This window comes from Panacibacter microcysteis (assembly GCF_015831355.1).
GTDB classification, from domain to species: domain Bacteria; phylum Bacteroidota; class Bacteroidia; order Chitinophagales; family Chitinophagaceae; genus Panacibacter; species Panacibacter microcysteis.
This window is the reverse complement of record NZ_JADWYR010000002.1, coordinates 1,010,944-1,026,991: the sequence shown is the minus strand read 5'-3', so window position 1 is coordinate 1,026,991 and position 16,048 is coordinate 1,010,944. Positions and strand designations below refer to the sequence as shown.

General features: G+C 44.0%; 11 protein-coding genes. 5 read left to right on the top strand and 6 right to left on the bottom strand.

Going from position 1 to position 16,048, the window contains the following annotated elements:
* Nucleotides 1-198: 198 nt before the first annotated feature.
* Nucleotides 199-1,596: a D-alanyl-D-alanine carboxypeptidase/D-alanyl-D-alanine endopeptidase gene (dacB, locus tag I5907_RS16085; protein WP_196991827.1), complete on the top strand. Its 1,398-nt coding sequence runs from the start codon at nucleotides 199-201 to the stop codon at nucleotides 1,594-1,596.
* Nucleotide 1,597: 1 nt separating this feature from the next.
* Here dacB and I5907_RS16080 read toward each other — a convergent pair whose 3' ends face one another.
* Complete coding sequence (locus tag I5907_RS16080) at nucleotides 1,598-2,008, bottom strand: acyl-CoA thioesterase (protein ID WP_196991826.1); 411 nt, start codon at nucleotides 2,006-2,008, stop codon at nucleotides 1,598-1,600.
* Between the two features lie 118 nt (nucleotides 2,009-2,126).
* On the opposite strand from I5907_RS16080, the gene I5907_RS16075 reads away from it, so the two are divergent.
* A complete protein-coding gene (locus tag I5907_RS16075) occupies nucleotides 2,127-2,810 on the top strand; it encodes a YdcF family protein (RefSeq protein WP_196991825.1) in 684 nt (227 codons plus the stop codon).
* Nucleotides 2,811-2,864: 54 nt separating this feature from the next.
* Here the strand turns inward: I5907_RS16075 and I5907_RS16070 are convergent, their stop codons facing one another.
* Entirely contained in the window at nucleotides 2,865-3,587 is a 723-nt protein-coding gene (locus I5907_RS16070; RefSeq protein ID WP_196991824.1) for a head GIN domain-containing protein, read from the bottom strand.
* A 564-nt stretch (nucleotides 3,588-4,151) separates the two neighbouring features.
* Between I5907_RS16070 and I5907_RS16065 the strand changes: the two genes are divergently transcribed.
* Nucleotides 4,152-5,507 carry a Gfo/Idh/MocA family protein gene (locus I5907_RS16065; RefSeq protein WP_196991823.1) on the top strand — a complete coding sequence of 452 codons (1,356 nt, stop codon included), beginning with the start codon at nucleotides 4,152-4,154 and terminating at the stop codon, nucleotides 5,505-5,507.
* A gap of 176 nt (nucleotides 5,508-5,683) precedes the next feature.
* Here I5907_RS16065 and I5907_RS16060 read toward each other — a convergent pair whose 3' ends face one another.
* Nucleotides 5,684-6,346: a Pr6Pr family membrane protein gene (locus I5907_RS16060; protein WP_196991822.1), complete on the bottom strand. Its 663-nt coding sequence runs from the start codon at nucleotides 6,344-6,346 to the stop codon at nucleotides 5,684-5,686.
* A gap of 108 nt (nucleotides 6,347-6,454) precedes the next feature.
* Nucleotides 6,455-9,103, bottom strand: coding sequence for a glycoside hydrolase family 3 C-terminal domain-containing protein (locus I5907_RS16055; RefSeq protein WP_196991821.1), 2,649 nt, complete (start codon nucleotides 9,101-9,103; stop codon nucleotides 6,455-6,457).
* 417 nt (nucleotides 9,104-9,520) lie between these two features.
* Here I5907_RS16055 and I5907_RS16050 point away from each other — a divergent pair, with 417 nt between their 5' ends.
* On the top strand, nucleotides 9,521-10,657 hold the full coding sequence (locus tag I5907_RS16050) for an exo-alpha-sialidase (protein ID WP_196991820.1): 1,137 nt from the start codon (nucleotides 9,521-9,523) through the stop codon (nucleotides 10,655-10,657).
* Nucleotides 10,658-10,708: 51 nt separating this feature from the next.
* Nucleotides 10,709-12,151 (top strand): alpha-L-fucosidase, encoded by a 1,443-nt coding sequence (locus I5907_RS16045; RefSeq protein WP_196991819.1) that lies wholly within the window; start codon nucleotides 10,709-10,711, stop codon nucleotides 12,149-12,151.
* Nucleotides 12,152-12,377: 226 nt separating this feature from the next.
* Here the strand turns inward: I5907_RS16045 and I5907_RS16040 are convergent, their stop codons facing one another.
* The gene (locus tag I5907_RS16040; RefSeq protein WP_196991818.1) at nucleotides 12,378-14,768 is read right to left on the bottom strand and encodes a hypothetical protein; all 2,391 of its coding nucleotides are present in this window, start codon (nucleotides 14,766-14,768) and stop codon (nucleotides 12,378-12,380) included.
* A 36-nt stretch (nucleotides 14,769-14,804) separates the two neighbouring features.
* Nucleotides 14,805-15,971: a DUF4249 domain-containing protein gene (locus I5907_RS16035; protein ID WP_196991817.1), complete on the bottom strand. Its 1,167-nt coding sequence runs from the start codon at nucleotides 15,969-15,971 to the stop codon at nucleotides 14,805-14,807.
* Nucleotides 15,972-16,048 lie beyond the last annotated feature (77 nt).

Genomic DNA, 16,048 nt, shown 5'->3' with positions numbered 1-16,048 from the left:
ATGCATACGAAAGCATAAACGATGTTCCCGGTTGTGCCTTTTCATCAGTTCTATATTGTACCTACGCGTTGATCTTCGCGTTTGCTGCATAAAGTTTCAAAAGTACAAGAGTGCGACGCAACGAAAGCTTTATGCATGTACTTAAGCCGGGCTCATCAATAAAACAAACACTATTTTAGCGCAAGGTAAATGATGCTTATGAAAAGACATGTGATTATAATGGTTTTGGTAATAACCTGTTTGGAAACCGGCGCTCAAACTTTGCCGCAACGCATTGATAAAGCAGTAAAGCAGTTGCAGCAGGCACCTCAAATGAAACATGCTTCTATGAGTTTGTACGTGGTTGAAACAACAAGCGGTAAACCTGTATTTGCATTGAATGAGCAAACAGGCCTGGCACCGGCAAGCACACAAAAGGTTTTTACGGGTATTGCTGCATTTGAAAAACTGGGCAGTGCATACAGGTACAATACTTCCATACTGTATTCAGGAAAAATTGTAGACCATGTTTTGCAGGGTGACCTGATCATTAAAGGATCTGGTGACCCCACACTTGGAAGCTGGCGTTTTTCGCAGACCACGAGAGAAATTGTACTGCAGAATATCCTTGTGCAGCTAAGCAATGCAGGCATTGCCACAATAGCGGGCAACATTGTGATTGATAATACCGCCTTTGACTATCAACCCCTGCCTGGTGGCTGGATTTGGGACGACATCGGCAATTACTACGGCGCAGGAAGCTGGGCCATAAACTGGAACGAAAATCAATATGACCTGTTGCTGAAACCCGGCAAGAATGAAGGAGACAACGTAACGATTACCGGAACCGAGCCGGTATTATACCATACAAACATCAACAACAATTTAATGAGTGGTAAGCCCGGCAGCGGTGATAACGGTTACATATACCTGCCGCCATATTCAAACAACGGTTTTGTTGATGGCACAGTACCGGCAGGCGAACAACGTTTTAAACTATCGGGTGCATTGCCGGAGCCTGCCTTACAGTTGGGCGAAGAACTGGCGGCGATGCTTGCCGAAAAAAATATGGGGCAGCACACACAAACAAAAGTGTTGTACAATACTGCTGCAGACAAAACCGCAACACAGCTTTCAAATCTCACATCACCAACACTGGATTCGATCAATTACTGGTTCCTGCAAAAAAGCATTAACCTGTATGGTGAAGCGTTGCTGAAAACAATGTCTTATCAAGCAACCGGTGCAGGTACTACAACAGCAGGAGTGGAGCTGGTGAAAACGTTCTGGAACAATAACGGGATAGAAAAAGCTGCATTGAACATAGTAGATGGCAGCGGCCTTTCGCCACAAAACCGGGTTACCACGCATGCGCTGGTAACGGCTTTACAATTTGCAAAAAACAAAACGTGGTACAACAGTTTTTACAATGCGTTGCCGGTGTACAATGGCATGCACATGAAAAGCGGAACGATTGGTGGTGCAAAAGCTTATGCCGGTTATCACACAGCGGCAAATGGCATTACCTACACCTTTGCTATTATCATCAACAATTACGATACAGCCGCCGGCAGCATTGTGCCAGCCATGTACAAAGTGCTTGATGTACTAAAATGATTTACTGGAAATACGGCATCAGGCTTTGGCGCATAGCCGCCGGCATTTGCGTTTTGCTTCTGTCGCCTGCATTTAAAAAAAACAGCTTTACGGTGCCGGCGCAAAGCAGTTTACCGGCTTCATTCAACACTTCCTGGAAGAACTCGATCCTGTGATCTGTGGGCAGTTCGCGAAGGGTGGTTTTAACAGTAAGCAGATCATCATACGTTGCCGGGCGCAGGTAGCGCACATGCATTTCCACCACAGGCATAATAACACCGGAATGTTCCATGTCTTTATAAGTGTAACCCAACTGCCGTATACTTTCCACGCGGCCCACCTCAAAGTATTGTGCATAGTTACCGTAGTATACTACATTCATCTGGTCTGTTTCCGCATAGCGTACACGCATTTGTGTTACTGATTGATACATTCTTTTTGCCGGTTTAATTGTTTATGGCATGCAAAATGCGTAATCTTTTCAGATTAAAGCACTAAATTCCTTGAACAAATAACACAGTTGTTTGTTGCAGTCATTTACAATTTTTGGTATGCTAAAGAAAAAATCCAACAGGTTAAAAACATTACGCCTCATCATGTTTCTTTCCATGATCATCTTAAGTGCCTGTGCATTTTCTGCAAAGTCAACCAGGCGCAAGCTGCAGGAATCTCAGCAAACACAATATGATATGGTTGTTGTACCAGGTGTGCCTTTTGATACCGCAGCAGGGAAATGGAGCAGAACCATGAAAGCGCGTGTATACTGGTCAAAATACCTGTACGATAAAGGCATAGCCAAAAACATTATGTACTCAGGCTCATCTGTGTATACACCATATTACGAAGGCGAGATAATGGCCATGTACGCTGCAGCCATAGGCATACCCAAAGAACATATTTTTACAGAAATAAAAGCAGAGCACAGCACAGAGAATATTTACTACTCCTACAAAAAATCCAGGAAACTGGGGTTTCATAAAATTGCGCTTGCCACAGATCCGTTCCAGGCAAAAATGCTTACCCAGTTTACGTACACAAAAGTGGCCACAGATGTGGGCATTATCCCAATTGTTTTTGATACGCTAAAAGCTATGGAACCTTTGATGACCGACCCGCCGATTGATTACCAAAAGGCATACAACAAAGATTTTGTAGCCATTACTGAAAGGGAGAATTTCTGGGAAAGAATGAAAGGTACAATGGGAAATAAACTTGATACACTGGCGTATGAGTAGCATAAAAAAATCCAGCTTCTTAAAGCCGGATTTTTTTACCGATACAGCGCTGTGCTATTCGATCCTGCTTATTTTACCGCTACCTGCAATGTGTTTGGTAATGGCCGGTTCACCGCGGTAATATACATCACCGCTACCAGCAATCTCTACATCCAGGCTTTCTGATGCATACACTTTTGTATTGCCACTGCCGGCAATATTAATTTTTACTGTCTCACTTTTCAGGTTATCGGCATTGTAATCGCCCATACCCGCAATACTTATTTTAGAATCCCTTGTTTCGCCGCGCAAGCCAATGTTTCCGCTGCCTGCAATGTTTACATCAATATCAGGCGAGTTTACATCCAGGTCTACATTACCGCTGCCTGCCACAGAAATTTTCAACCTGTCACGACCAGTAAACTTACCCTGGCCGGTAACATTGCCGCTGCCCGCAACTTCCAGCAGTTCCAGTTCATTTGTTGTAACGGTAACTTTTATAGCATCATCTGAGCGCAGGTTATATCCTTCTCTTGTTTTAATAACCAGCGCATCGCCTTCATTCCTTGTAAGAATGTATTCCATCAGGTTATCATCAGCTTCCACTTTTACAGAAGGCGTGTTGCCCTGTATAATCACGATATCGAAACTGCCGAAGGATTTTATTTTATCAGCACTGTTGATGCTGCGGTTTTCTGAAGTTATGTTGCCGCTGCCATTAACGGTTTTTCTAAATACTTCGTCGCACGAAGACAAAGTAACCAGCGCAGGCAAAATAAACAGGATTAATTTTCTCATGGTGTTTGTTTTACGGCTGAAAATTATACAATCTCTTTTTACCGGTAAAGGATAACTTCCATAAACGGAAAAATGGGTTGGTAACGGGCACGTTGATACTGTGAATAAAGATCGTTACCAGGTGCACGCTGTTTAAAGCTTTCTTTCCGGTTGTTCCGTCATCCGGGAAATACGATGAAAGCTGGTGTTTACCGGCAGCAGTTTTTTATGGTATCGCCTGTTGTGTCACTCACTTGAAGGTTCAGTTTTCATGGCGGCTGCAGCGATGTGTTTTTTGCAATGTGGTTAATAAATGTTGCGCTCCGTTTATTACGTGCAAAGCATAAAAAACCCTGTAAAAATTTTTGGTTTTTTACAGCATCAACCATGCTGCAAATACTTAGCCACTTTGCCCATGCTGAATAGCAAACCAGCCGTACAAGTGAGTGACACAACCAAAGCATCATAGTAGCAATGCTGCCGGCTACCACATAAAAAATTAAAACCATGCAACCGTTTGATTACAGCAGGTAAGCATGATTTCTTTACTTTCACCTAAACTTGCCAAACTGTAAATTAATCAACATGAACAGAAGGAATTTTGTAAGAAATACCGGCTTAATGACTGCAGGCGCCATGCTGGCAAACCATACAATGTTTGCCGGGCAACAGGCAGATGCAAAAGTGAAAATGGCGGTTATTGGTACCGGCGCAAGAGGCCATGGCCATGTGGAGTTGCTGCTTAACAGGGAAGATGTAGAACTGGTGGCCATTTGCGATATTGAAGAACGTGCACTGAACAGCACCAAAGAAACCATTAGCAAAAGTGGCAAAAAGATGCCGCAGGTTTTTACAGGCAATGGCTATGCATGGAAGACGATGCTGGAAAAAGTACCTGTAGATGGTGTTATCATTGCCACACCGTGGGAGTGGCATAAACCAATGATCATCGGCGCGCTGGATGCAGGCGTAAAATATGTAGGTACAGAAGTGGTGCTTGGTATAACACTGCAGGATCACTGGGATGTGGTAAAGGCCGCAGAGCAGCACAATGCGCATGTAATGATGATGGAAAATGTTTGTTACCGCAGAGATGTAATGGCTATACTTAATATGGTACGCCAGGGTTTGTTTGGCGAGCTTATACACCTGCAGGGCGGCTACCAGCACGATCTGCGTGCCGTAAAGTTTAATGATGGTGTACATATGTATGGCCACGGTGTGGAGTTTGGCGAAAAAGCCTTTTCAGAAGCACACTGGAGAACAGAACATTCCGTACGGCGCAACGGAGACCTTTACCCCACCCATGGTATAGGGCCTGTGGCGCAATGCATCAATATCAACCGTGGTAACAGGTTTGTAAATCTTTGTTCTTTTTCATCAAAGGCAAGAGGGTTGCATAATTATGTTGTAAAGAACGGCGGTGAAAACCACCCGAATGCAAAGGTGAATTTTAAACTGGGCGATGTGGTTACCACAAACATTACCTGCGCCAATGGCGAAACTATTTTATTGCAGCACGATACCAACCTGCCAAGACCATACTCATTAGGTTTTCGTGTGCAGGGTACAGAAGGTATATGGATGGATGTAAACAAAAGCATTTACATAGAAGGCAAGGCCGCCAAAGAAGATGTGTGGGAAGATGCGCAGCCATGGCTGGAAAAATACGACCACCCTTTATGGGCAAGGTGGAGTAAAGAAACAAAAGGTGCAGGGCATGGCGGTATGGACTTCTTTGTAATACATGCGCTGGTAGAAGCTATTAAACGCAAAGTGCCTACACCGCTGGATGTGTATGATGCAGCTGCATGGAGCGCCATTACGCCGCTGAGCGAGCAGTCAGTGGAACTCGGTAACGAAACAGTAGATTTTCCTGATTTTACCGGCGGTCAGTGGATGTACAGGAAACCCGTTTTTGCACTCAACAACGAATTTTAATAACAACCTTCTCTGAAAAGTTTGTAACGTTCTGCATAAAAAACAGGACGTTTTTTTATGTGGTAAATATTGATGGGGCCAGGCGGCAGTGCATGCATTGAGCTGCCGTTGCGTCGCACTCTTGTACGCCTGAAGCAATACTCAGCAAACGCGAAGACCAAAGCGAAAGAACAGCTTTACCGGGCTGTTTGTGCCAGCGCAGACCGCTTACCCATTAACCTGTCAAACGCAACAACAATAAGAGAGAGTGAAATATATACAGCAAACAGCACCGCAATTACCGCATAAACCTTTGATGCTTCGTGTGTGTGCAGATTTAAAAAAGGATAGGGGTAATCGCCCGTTATGGCGCCGCGTGTCATGGCATAAACAAGATAAACAGTTGGGTATATAAGCCACCTGTAAACATTATTGAAAGCAAGTGTACCTTTTACTACAAACACCAGGTAAAACAAGAGATATAAAAATGGCACCAGGTAATGCAGCGATTTATCAACCCAGTATTGCAAACCTTCCGGCTTCCATACATTGGCCAGTAAAAAATGATAGCCAAGGCACACCACAATGATGTACACAAGTATAGCAGATTGTGTATTTGGTTTAGCAAAAAATCTCCCTGCTTTGGAAGATGGTGCTGCCAGTGGTAATACGTATGCAAGCGCCACCAGTATGTTGGTAAGAATGGTCATGAAACTAAAAAACCTTACAATCCTGGTAAGCATTGGCTCTGTGCCGGCGGCCGTTACAGTAAGCCAGAACTGAGCTACAATAGTAATAAAGCTGATAACGAAAAGAAAAATACGGATGGCTTTTTCTTTGCCTGAATAGAAGGGTAACATAAAAATTAGTTGACCTGTTTTTTATGGTTCATACCAAATATACAGGCAAAAAATAAATAAACAGGCATTGGCATTATTGCTGCCGCACCGTATCTCGTATCTAAAAGCTTAGTCCTGTACGGTTAAGGTTTGTTTCAAACGCAGATCGTGAGACGATGCACCGATCATGATCCTGAAGTCTCCGGGCTCTACCACTGTTTCCATGTTTTTATTCAGCATGCTCAGCATAGCCGGCGTAATTAAAAAGCTGACCTCTTTTGTTTCGCCCGGTTTAAGCGTCATACGCCGGAAGCCTTTTAATTCCATTACAGGTCTTGCCACCGAAGCAAGAAGGTCGCGTATATAAAGCTGCACCACTTCGTCGCCGGGAGTTTTACCGGTATTTTCTATTGTACAGGTAACAGTTATGGAATCTTTGCTGCCGATGTTGTTTTTGCTTAGGCGCATATTGCTATAGCCAAAACTGGTATAACTTAAGCCAAATCCAAAAGGAAACAACGGCTCGCCACTCAGGTTGTAGTAATCATCTCCCCGGCCGGTTGGTTTATGGTTGTACACGAGAGGCAACTGTGCTTCACTAACGGGAAAAGTTACAGGCAATCTTCCGGCCGGGTTATAATCTCCAAAAAGTATCGCGGCTACTGCATGGCCACCTTCTTCACCGGGGTACCATACATCCAGCACACTGTTTACGTTTTGCAGCCAGTTATTCATGGTAATGGCGCTGCCACCTACCAGTACAACTACTACCGGTTTGCCTGTAGCAGCAACGGCATTGATGAGTTCCTCCTGGTGGCCGGGTAAGGATAGCATTGCCCTGTCCTGGAATTCGCCTTCGTGAATACCCGCAGCAATAATCGCTACATCTGCCTGTTTAGCAGTGTTCACAGCGGTTTGGATTTTTGTTTTCCAGTCATTCTTTAGATCAGCGTTCCAGACCAGTTTTATCTGTGCATTGCCTTTTGGTTCATAGAACTCCACGCGGAGGTTGTATAGCTTTCCCTGCTCCATTGATAAGTCTGCGAGCTTTGTTGTATAGGTTTGTTTTTGCCAGTTATCGATCAGCATTTTATCGTTGATGTACAAGCGATAGCCATCATTACCTTCCAGGCCGATTTTAAAAGTGCCCGTTGCAGGCGCCGTTAACTGCCCTGTCCATCTTGCGGCATAAAAATCCACATCAAGTTTTGGGTCTGGTGGAAACAACGTCCAGCTAAAGTTTATCTGCTCGTCTATCCTTTTTACTGCAGGTTCTCCGCTAAACGTAATGTTGTTAAAATAAGCAGCCTGCAGGCCTGGCTGCTTAGCATGCGACAAATATTTTTTACTGATCACATTGTAGTCATGGTTTTCAACGCCTGCGCCGGGCGCATAAAGTATTGTGCTGTTTTTCGCAATGGCCTTAATGCCATCGAGGATGCTTACTTTACCATTGCCATTACCGCTATAGCCACCCAGTCTTGCGGCGGCTGCATCTTCACCGATTACAGCAATTGTTTTAATGCTCTTTTGTAAGGGTAATATTTGCTTTTCGTTTTTTAGCAGTACTGCCGATTCCAGTGCAGCCTGTTTTGCCAATGCTTTATGTGGCTTTTCTTTCATCAGTGTTTTTACCGTTTCTTCGGCTACATAAGAGTGTTCGAAAAGACCGAGTTCGAATTTAGCTCGCAGCACACGAGACACTGCATCGTCGATTCTTTTCGCATCTATTCCGCCATTTACAAAAGGATCTATAAACAGCGTGTGGTGTTTATACTCTGTTTGAAAGATCACATCAAGACCACCGTTGATAGCATGTAAACCTGCCTCAGCGTAATCTTTGGCTGTGTTATGCAATACCACTTCTCCACCAACTGCATTGGCATCAGAAATTACAAAGCCTTTAAAACCCCATTCGTTCTTCAGTTTTTCTGTAAGCAGCCATTTATTCGATGATGCGGCTATACCATCAAGCGAATTATAGGCACTCATTACAGAGCGCGACCCACCTCTTTCTATACAGGCCTTAAAAGGAGCGAAGTATATTTCATCAAGCAGGCGTTCGTTCCAGTGAACAGGGTAACTGTCCCTGCCACCATCGCCCACATTGGCAACAAAGTGTTTGGGCGTGGTGATGATATTCATTTTTTCGAAAGCGCTTACAAATGCAACACCCATTTCGCTGGTAAGAAACGGGTCTTCGCCGTAAGTCTCTTCTGTACGGCCCCAGCGCACATCACTGGCTATGTTTACAACCGGGGTAAGAATATCTCTTATACCCCTTGCTTTTGTTTCAACGGCAATGGCCATTGCAACTTTGTGCATTAAAGCGGTATCCCATGTTGCGGCAAGCGCAACAGACTGCGGGAAAGCAGTGGCGCCGTCTCTTACAAGCCCGTGCAAAGCCTCATCAAATGCAATGATCGGGATACCAAGTCTCGTTTGCGCTACAAAGTATCGTTGAATACTGTTTATCTTCTGTGTTAACAGTAATGCGTTTTCGCTGGTATTATAACTAAGCAACTGCCCACCTGCATCGCCCTTACCGGCGGCACTTACCTGGAAACCAAATATGCCATTTTTGTACTGACCCGGTGTGGCATTATCCAGGTCTCCGGGAATCATGAACAATTGCCAGAATTTTTCTTCAGGGGTCATCCGCGACAAAAGATCTGCTACCCGCTTTTCAACCGGCGCAGTTGAGTCTTTGTACAACGGTTGTTGTGCAGTAGCTGATTGGTAAATACACAGCAACAAAAAAAGCATGAGTGTACGCATATGATTGTATTACGGTTGTGCCGGACAAGGGGTTATTTTCACCAAAAGAAAATGACCATTGTTTTTTGAATTGTAAGAGTAACTAACTCTTACATGCAATGTAAGTGTATAAATATTTGGGCGTATAATCATGCCCCGGTTTGCAAATAATAGATAAGAAAAAGTTCAAATAAGCACAGCCTGCAGATAATGCGCGTAGCATGTGCCCGGAGGTGCCGAGCAGCGCTTTGCAGTACAAGAGTGCGACGCAACGATGATGCCTTTTATACATAAGCCGGCCACCAGACAAAAAAAGACCGGCCAAACAGCGTGTTATAGAATGAAACAAATTTTACAGTGCAAAGAATATAGCAGTAATAGTATAAATCGGAATAAGACCGCAACGGAATTGCAAGTACATTGCAACACTACGCTTATATGACCAGATTGATACCATGCTTGATTATAGTTTTTCTTTTACGTGTTGCCTGCATTGGCCAGGTTAGCCACACTTATGTTTCGACAGAAGGGCTTTCTAAACTTGCGATAGAGCGCATCATGATTTATACGCCTGATACGGCATGGCTGTACAACCATCATGCATCTGTTACTGTATTCAATAACACATTGGTTGCCATGTGGAGCGATGGAATGAAAGACGAAGACAAGCCCGGGCAGCGTGTGGTATATGCTACATCTTCAGACTTTGTGCATTGGTCTCCGGTAAAGGTTCTGGCACTGCCATCCATCTACAACGCAGATACGGCGAATGTTTTAACCGCGGCGGGTTTTCACGTGTTTCATGATACGCTTGTTGCATATTATGGTGAGTATACGCCACACCGCACCAACACACACTTATGGGCGGTGTACACAACAGACCTTGAGCATTGGAGCAAACCGGCAGACATGCATATACCGGTTAATCCCAATCATGGTCCGCAGGCAACAGCAGGAGGCAGGCTTATCATTAGCGGTAATTTTACATTTCCGTATACAGACGATTACCGTGGTTTAAGCGGCTGGAAGATGAGCAGTTTCTATGACACTTCTATGTATACAGAAGATAATCCGGCTACGTTTTATGCACCTGCTGAGCAAAGCGGTTTTCCACCATTGTGCGAGGGCGCTTTTTTCCAGGCAACGGACAATACCATTTATATGCTGATGCGTGTAACGGGAAAAGGCTGGCATGGAAGATTATGGCTTACAGAAAGTAAAGATGATGGCACAACATGGAGCAGACCTTCAGAACAACGTTTTCCTGACAACGACAGCAAGTTTCATTTTGGTAAATTGCCTGACGGCAGGTTTTATTATGTGGGTATTCCTGACACGCTCCATCACTACGACCGTAACCCTTTGGTATTGTCGCTTTCTGCTGATGGAAAGATATTTAATGAGCACTACATTATTGCAGACGAACTGTACCAGTTAAAGAAAGAGGGTTTGTGGAAAGGTGGACAATATGGCTACCCGCACACCATGATCAATGACGGGTACATGTACATCATCGTATCGCGGCAAAAAGAAGCAATAGAATTGTTACGGTTTAAACTGGATCAATTACCATAACGCATGAACACATTAAGATAACCTGGCAAAAACTTATAACCACCACTTAATATGAAAAGGAGATACCTGCTTTCTGCCTTGCTTGCACCATGCACAATTACCGCATTTGCGCAGCAGCATAATTTTAATAACAGCTATGTAAAGCCTGCAGATACATTGGTGCAGCAAAAAATAGCCCAGTGGCAGGATCTTAAGTTTGGGCTTTTTATGCACTGGGGCACTTACAGCCAGTGGGGTGTTGTGGAGAGCTGGAGCATTTGCCCAGAAGATGAGGGGTGGACACAGCGCCGCGGCCCTTATGCAGCAACCTACAACGGATATGTGCAGGCCTACGAAAACCTGCAGACCACGTTTAACCCGGTAAACTTTAATCCCGATAAATGGGCTGCCGCCGCAAAAGACGCAGGTATGAAATATGTGGTGTTTACCACCAAACACCATGATGGTTTCTGCATGTTTGATACCAAGCAGACAGACTATAAAATAACATCATCCAAAACACCCTTTTCTGCCAATGCAAAAAGTAATGTGACCAAAGAAGTATTTGATGCATTTCGCAAAGAAGGTTTTATGACGGGTGCTTATTTTTCCAAACCGGACTGGCATAGCCCCGATTATTGGTGGCCATACTTTCCACCAAAAGACAGGAACGTTAATTACGATCCCAAAAAATACCCGCAGAAGTGGGAGGCATTTAAGAATTATACCTACAACCAGATACAGGAGCTGATGACTGGTTATGGAAAAGTGGATGTGCTATGGCTGGATGGTGGCTGGGTAAGGCCACTCTCTTCTGTAGACACAACCGTAGAATGGCAGCGCGGCATTAAAGACGACCAGGATATAGACATGGCACGCATTGCCGGTATGGCACGTACACATCAGCCGGGTTTAATGGTGGTTGACCGAACAGTAAGTGGTGAGTTTGAAAATTATGTAACACCGGAACAAACAATACCAAATGAACCGCTGCCTTACCCGTGGGAAAGTTGCATAACGATGGGTGATTCGTGGAGCTATGTACCCAACGACAATTATAAATCTACCAACACCATTGTACATATGCTGGTGCGCATTATTTCCCGTGGTGGCAACCTGTTGCTGAATATAGGACCATCGCCAATGGGCGATTACAGCGATACGGCCTATACACGCCTGAAAGAAATAGGCGGATGGATGAAAGTGCACGGCGAAGCAGTCTACGGCACTAAACCGCTTGCGCCTTATGAGGATGGCAATATTGTGTACCTGCAATCTAACGATGGTAAAAGTAAATATGTATACCTGCTGAGCGATAGCAAAACCGAAGACGTTATAGTGCCTGAAACCATAACATTAAAAGGATTAACACTTACAAAAAAGAGTAAGATTGTTTGCCTGGATGCACCTAAGACAAAACTGAATATTACCCTGGCAGATGGCAATACCATATTAGCATTACCGGCAAATAAGATTGCGGGTAAATATGCCATAGCTTTTAAAATTACGGAGTAGTATAAGGTAGCCGGCAGCAGTACGTATGGCATCGCCTGTTGTGTCACTCACTTGTACGTACGGAACTATGGTGAGCAGGGACGTTGCGAACCGGAAGCTGAAGCTGAGCTATGATCTGCAGTACAAGTGTGCGACGCAACAAAAGCCTGATAGCAGCAATACAGCCGGGTACATAAGAATATTAACCAACCAACCGTAAAGCCTGTTCAATAAAATGAACGGGCTTTTATTTTACAACATCAAAAGAAAGGATCTTGCTGCCAAACAAACCGTTGGCCGAAAGCCCCTGGATAACTACAACATACTTACCGGGCAGGTCTGATGTATAGAGTTCTAAGGTTGTTTTTGTTTTATTGTTGAGGTGTATATCTGGTTTCCATTGCAATACATTCCTGAAATCGGGCAGGTGGCTTGCAACCGCTTCTGCAGTATTGTATACGGGTGTGTAAAATTCCCTTTCCAGTTGAAGCCCTTCGTATGCAGCCACGTTTACGTTTGTAGTAAAATCGTAGTTTGATAATGCAGGGCTATAGGTTTTATAGTTGAGTATGCCTTCAAATACCGAAGTGCCGTAAATGTAACGCCTGGTAACAACATCAAGGTTTCTTACTTTAAGCGGATCAAATTCCAGCAGTTTATTTAAGTTGAACAATGGTACACCATCAATGAGAACGAGCGGGTCTGTTTGAAAAAAAACATTTTCGGGTGTATTAATCACAGGCAGGTACACCCTGCCGCCCCTTCGTGTTACGTTTACCATCGCCACGTATTCACGCAAAACTTCTTCCATAGATGTGAAACGTGTGTAATCATCAAGGGCATACTTTAACTCGGGCGTTACATAAAATGCGGCAGTATCTACATAATGTGGCAAATAAAACTGCTGTTGTTTTTCTGCGGTATAAATATTCTGTACCTGCATGCTAATGTGTTGCGCAAGCACAGTGTTGGGAAAGCTTACCGGCCGTTCGAAAGCAGGGAGGCCTGTAGTTGTATATGCATTGCTGAAGGGGTCTTCCAATTCAATTTTATTGATGGTGTCCGTCATTGTATTAGGCATTGCGACCAGTGATGAACCCCCGTAAAAATTGGGGAACTCGTATTTAACAGTGCCGCCCGTATCGCTGATACAACTTTTAAACTGCGTCATAGACCCAGGCACAGATGCGTATGTTTCTATTAACTGCGCAGGCTGCCCGGTCATGGTGTTGATGACTTTCCCCCGTACAATGTGCCCATTCGTTTCCGGGATGAAGGAAACAGGCGGTTGCTGACTGCCCAGTATTTCATTCCATTTAAACCTGCGCCACCCTTGTGTCAACAACAGGTTATCCAATGCTTCATCAGCCTCGTTGCCGGCAGCGTTGAAATAGTAAGCAGGGTCTTCAATAAACCCCCTGAGCTCGGAAGACAGGAGCAGGTAGTGCTCTATCGCAGCAGTCTCAGGCGTTTGAAGAGAGTCGATCCTGTAAACAGCCATGGAAAGGCTTGCTGTATCGGCGTTGTTCAGGCCTACATCAATGCTTACTTTTTGTCTTTCCCGATAGCTGGCCTCACTGGCCGTTGCAGCTATTGACAACAATGTTGCTGGTTTTTTAAAGACCAGTCTTTCTGATACTGCTTTGCCCTGGTCATTCAAAGCAGTTAGTTGTGAAATACCATCGCCCAAAACAGCTTTGCTGATAGAAAAAGCTGCTATATTGTTTTGCAGCGCCGCGGTGGCTGTAAACTTTACGGCACCGCCTGTTGTAGCCATTAACGTTATTGCTTTTATTGCAGTTACATTACACTGTACCTGCACATTCCACATATTACCGTTACCGGTGACCAGCATATTATATCCATTGTTGTAAACCAGTGGCAGCGATTTGACTGTGATTACACTGTCGTTTTTTATAACAGCCTGGTAGGTGTGACCGGTTTGAGGCGTAAAGCTGAAGCTGCCCATACCTGCATGTACAGGATTGAACTGCAAAATGGTATCGGTATTATCTAACAGGTAGCCAGTGAAGGCGACGCCTTTACCAATAGGTGTTGTGGCTTTAAACGCTACGTGATTTTTCAATCCATTGATAAGGTCACCGCCTTCCGGAAAGAATTGTATATCGGTTTGAAAAGGGGTGTTTGGCGAAGCCGTACTGTTATTTTTCTGCACATTGACTACGGTTATTTTTTTCCGGAAGTAATATACCGGATCGAAGTTTTTCATCCAGCTTGTGTAGACTCTCAGCAGGTAGTTGCCTGATGAAATATTAACCGGCAGAAACAGCGAGCCATCGCCTTCGCCATCTTTTAAACCAATTTTTGCCTGTAGCACGGGCTTATTTGCACTATCGAGTAATTCAACGTAGGCAACTTTGCTCATTGCAAGCGGCCTGTGAAAAACGCCATCGGTGTTATACAGTTTAAACCATAGTATTTCGCCCGCCAGGTAATAGTTTTTATCTGTATGTGCATATATTTTTTCGGTGATTGTACGCGCTTTGTATTGGTTAAATACCAGCCTGATATTACTGGTACCCTGCTGAGCAGAGATGCTGGTTGAAGCAATTGTGAAAATAAAAACTGCAAACAATGCACGTGTAAGAAAACAAACACAGGTGTTACTGAAATACATGCCGGTGATCTTTTAGCTTGTAAGTTTTAAAATGATTTATGGCCAGAAGGACGGTCTTTGATTAGTGCCCCGTAAAGTGCAATCGACACAATAAGGATCAGCCGCGTAAAAATCTATGATGGAATTGAAGGGTCCAAGTTGATTAGGAACTGTAGGAATAAGCCCGTTACCATATTTTGCTATGCTGTCAGCGTTATTGTCTATTTTTATATTACTGCAGCCTTGTGAATAGCCCCATTTATCTACATCACGATTACTGATAAAAATTCTCTTGGTGCTCTCTGTGGTTACGTCTACATATCCGATTACGATTTCTCCTGGATCTGTAATACACTGTATATTACCAATTAACTCTGACGGTTGCGCATCAAATATAGAGCCCAATTGTTCAGTATTTTTTCGAAGTTGCTCGTAAAAATTGTACGCGCCTTTACTCAACGCATATTGTTTTAGTTCCACGCTATATAAAACACTTAACTTGATTGATTCGGGTTCTATATGCGTTAATGGTAAATAAATTATATCAGAGCTTAGTTTTTCTGTTGTACCCAGCATGATATTTTTGGCAGTGTAAGATTGCCAGCAATCCCAAATAGTTAAATCTGGCAGCCCGGCATTGCGATACTCTACGCCAACATTTAAAGATGTGAGCGGGTCAACAGTGTATTTAAGTGTACTGTAATAAGCAGACCTGATCTGCCATGTTTCTGCATATGTCCAGCGGTAGTACTTTACATTTCCGGTGGCATCATGCGTGTTGATATGAGTTGTTACGCCTTCACCTGTTTGCTCCCAGCTAATGCTATCTATAACGGGTGTGGCTTTTACAGGTGTGTAGGCTGATGTATATTCCTTACCGTCTGCCGTATTGATGTGCACCCTGTAATTAACAGCAGTATTCAATGTAAGCGGATCTGATGTATACGTGCCATTGATACCTGGTGTAAGATAATAGCTTTCGCCATTTTCTCCTTCTATAACTACGCTTGCACCGTGCTCGTACAAAACGCTGACTGTATCTACCAGTTTTGTGGTTCTCGTAAGTGTTATTGTTGATGTGCCGCCACTGGCTGAATTGATAAAACCATCTACAACAAGATAACCTGTTTGTGGTGATTGAAGATTGGGTTCGTAAACTTCTTTGCACGCACAAAACAAGATGCCTGCAAAGAGAACGAAAAGTATAAGTCTGGCTGGTCTCATGCTGTTTTTGTTATAATGACTTTAGCAAAAGGTCATCGTTGCCCGGCTTTGCTTTGCAGTACAAGTGTGCGACGCAA

What these genes read in the sequence shown, in the direction of transcription:
- dacB (WP_196991827.1), top strand. Translation starts at nt 199, where the DNA reads ATGAAAAGACATGTGATTATAATGGTTTTGGTAATAACCTGTTTGGAA.
- I5907_RS16080 (WP_196991826.1), bottom strand. Translation starts at nt 2,008, where the DNA reads ATGTATCAATCAGTAACACAAATGCGTGTACGCTATGCGGAAACAGAC.
- I5907_RS16075 (WP_196991825.1), top strand. Translation starts at nt 2,127, where the DNA reads ATGCTAAAGAAAAAATCCAACAGGTTAAAAACATTACGCCTCATCATG.
- I5907_RS16070 (WP_196991824.1), bottom strand. Translation starts at nt 3,587, where the DNA reads ATGAGAAAATTAATCCTGTTTATTTTGCCTGCGCTGGTTACTTTGTCT.
- I5907_RS16065 (WP_196991823.1), top strand. Translation starts at nt 4,152, where the DNA reads ATGAACAGAAGGAATTTTGTAAGAAATACCGGCTTAATGACTGCAGGC.
- I5907_RS16060 (WP_196991822.1), bottom strand. Translation starts at nt 6,346, where the DNA reads ATGTTACCCTTCTATTCAGGCAAAGAAAAAGCCATCCGTATTTTTCTT.
- I5907_RS16055 (WP_196991821.1), bottom strand. Translation starts at nt 9,103, where the DNA reads ATGCGTACACTCATGCTTTTTTTGTTGCTGTGTATTTACCAATCAGCT.
- I5907_RS16050 (WP_196991820.1), top strand. Translation starts at nt 9,521, where the DNA reads ATGACCAGATTGATACCATGCTTGATTATAGTTTTTCTTTTACGTGTT.
- I5907_RS16045 (WP_196991819.1), top strand. Translation starts at nt 10,709, where the DNA reads ATGAAAAGGAGATACCTGCTTTCTGCCTTGCTTGCACCATGCACAATT.
- I5907_RS16040 (WP_196991818.1), bottom strand. Translation starts at nt 14,768, where the DNA reads ATGTATTTCAGTAACACCTGTGTTTGTTTTCTTACACGTGCATTGTTT.
- I5907_RS16035 (WP_196991817.1), bottom strand. Translation starts at nt 15,971, where the DNA reads ATGAGACCAGCCAGACTTATACTTTTCGTTCTCTTTGCAGGCATCTTG.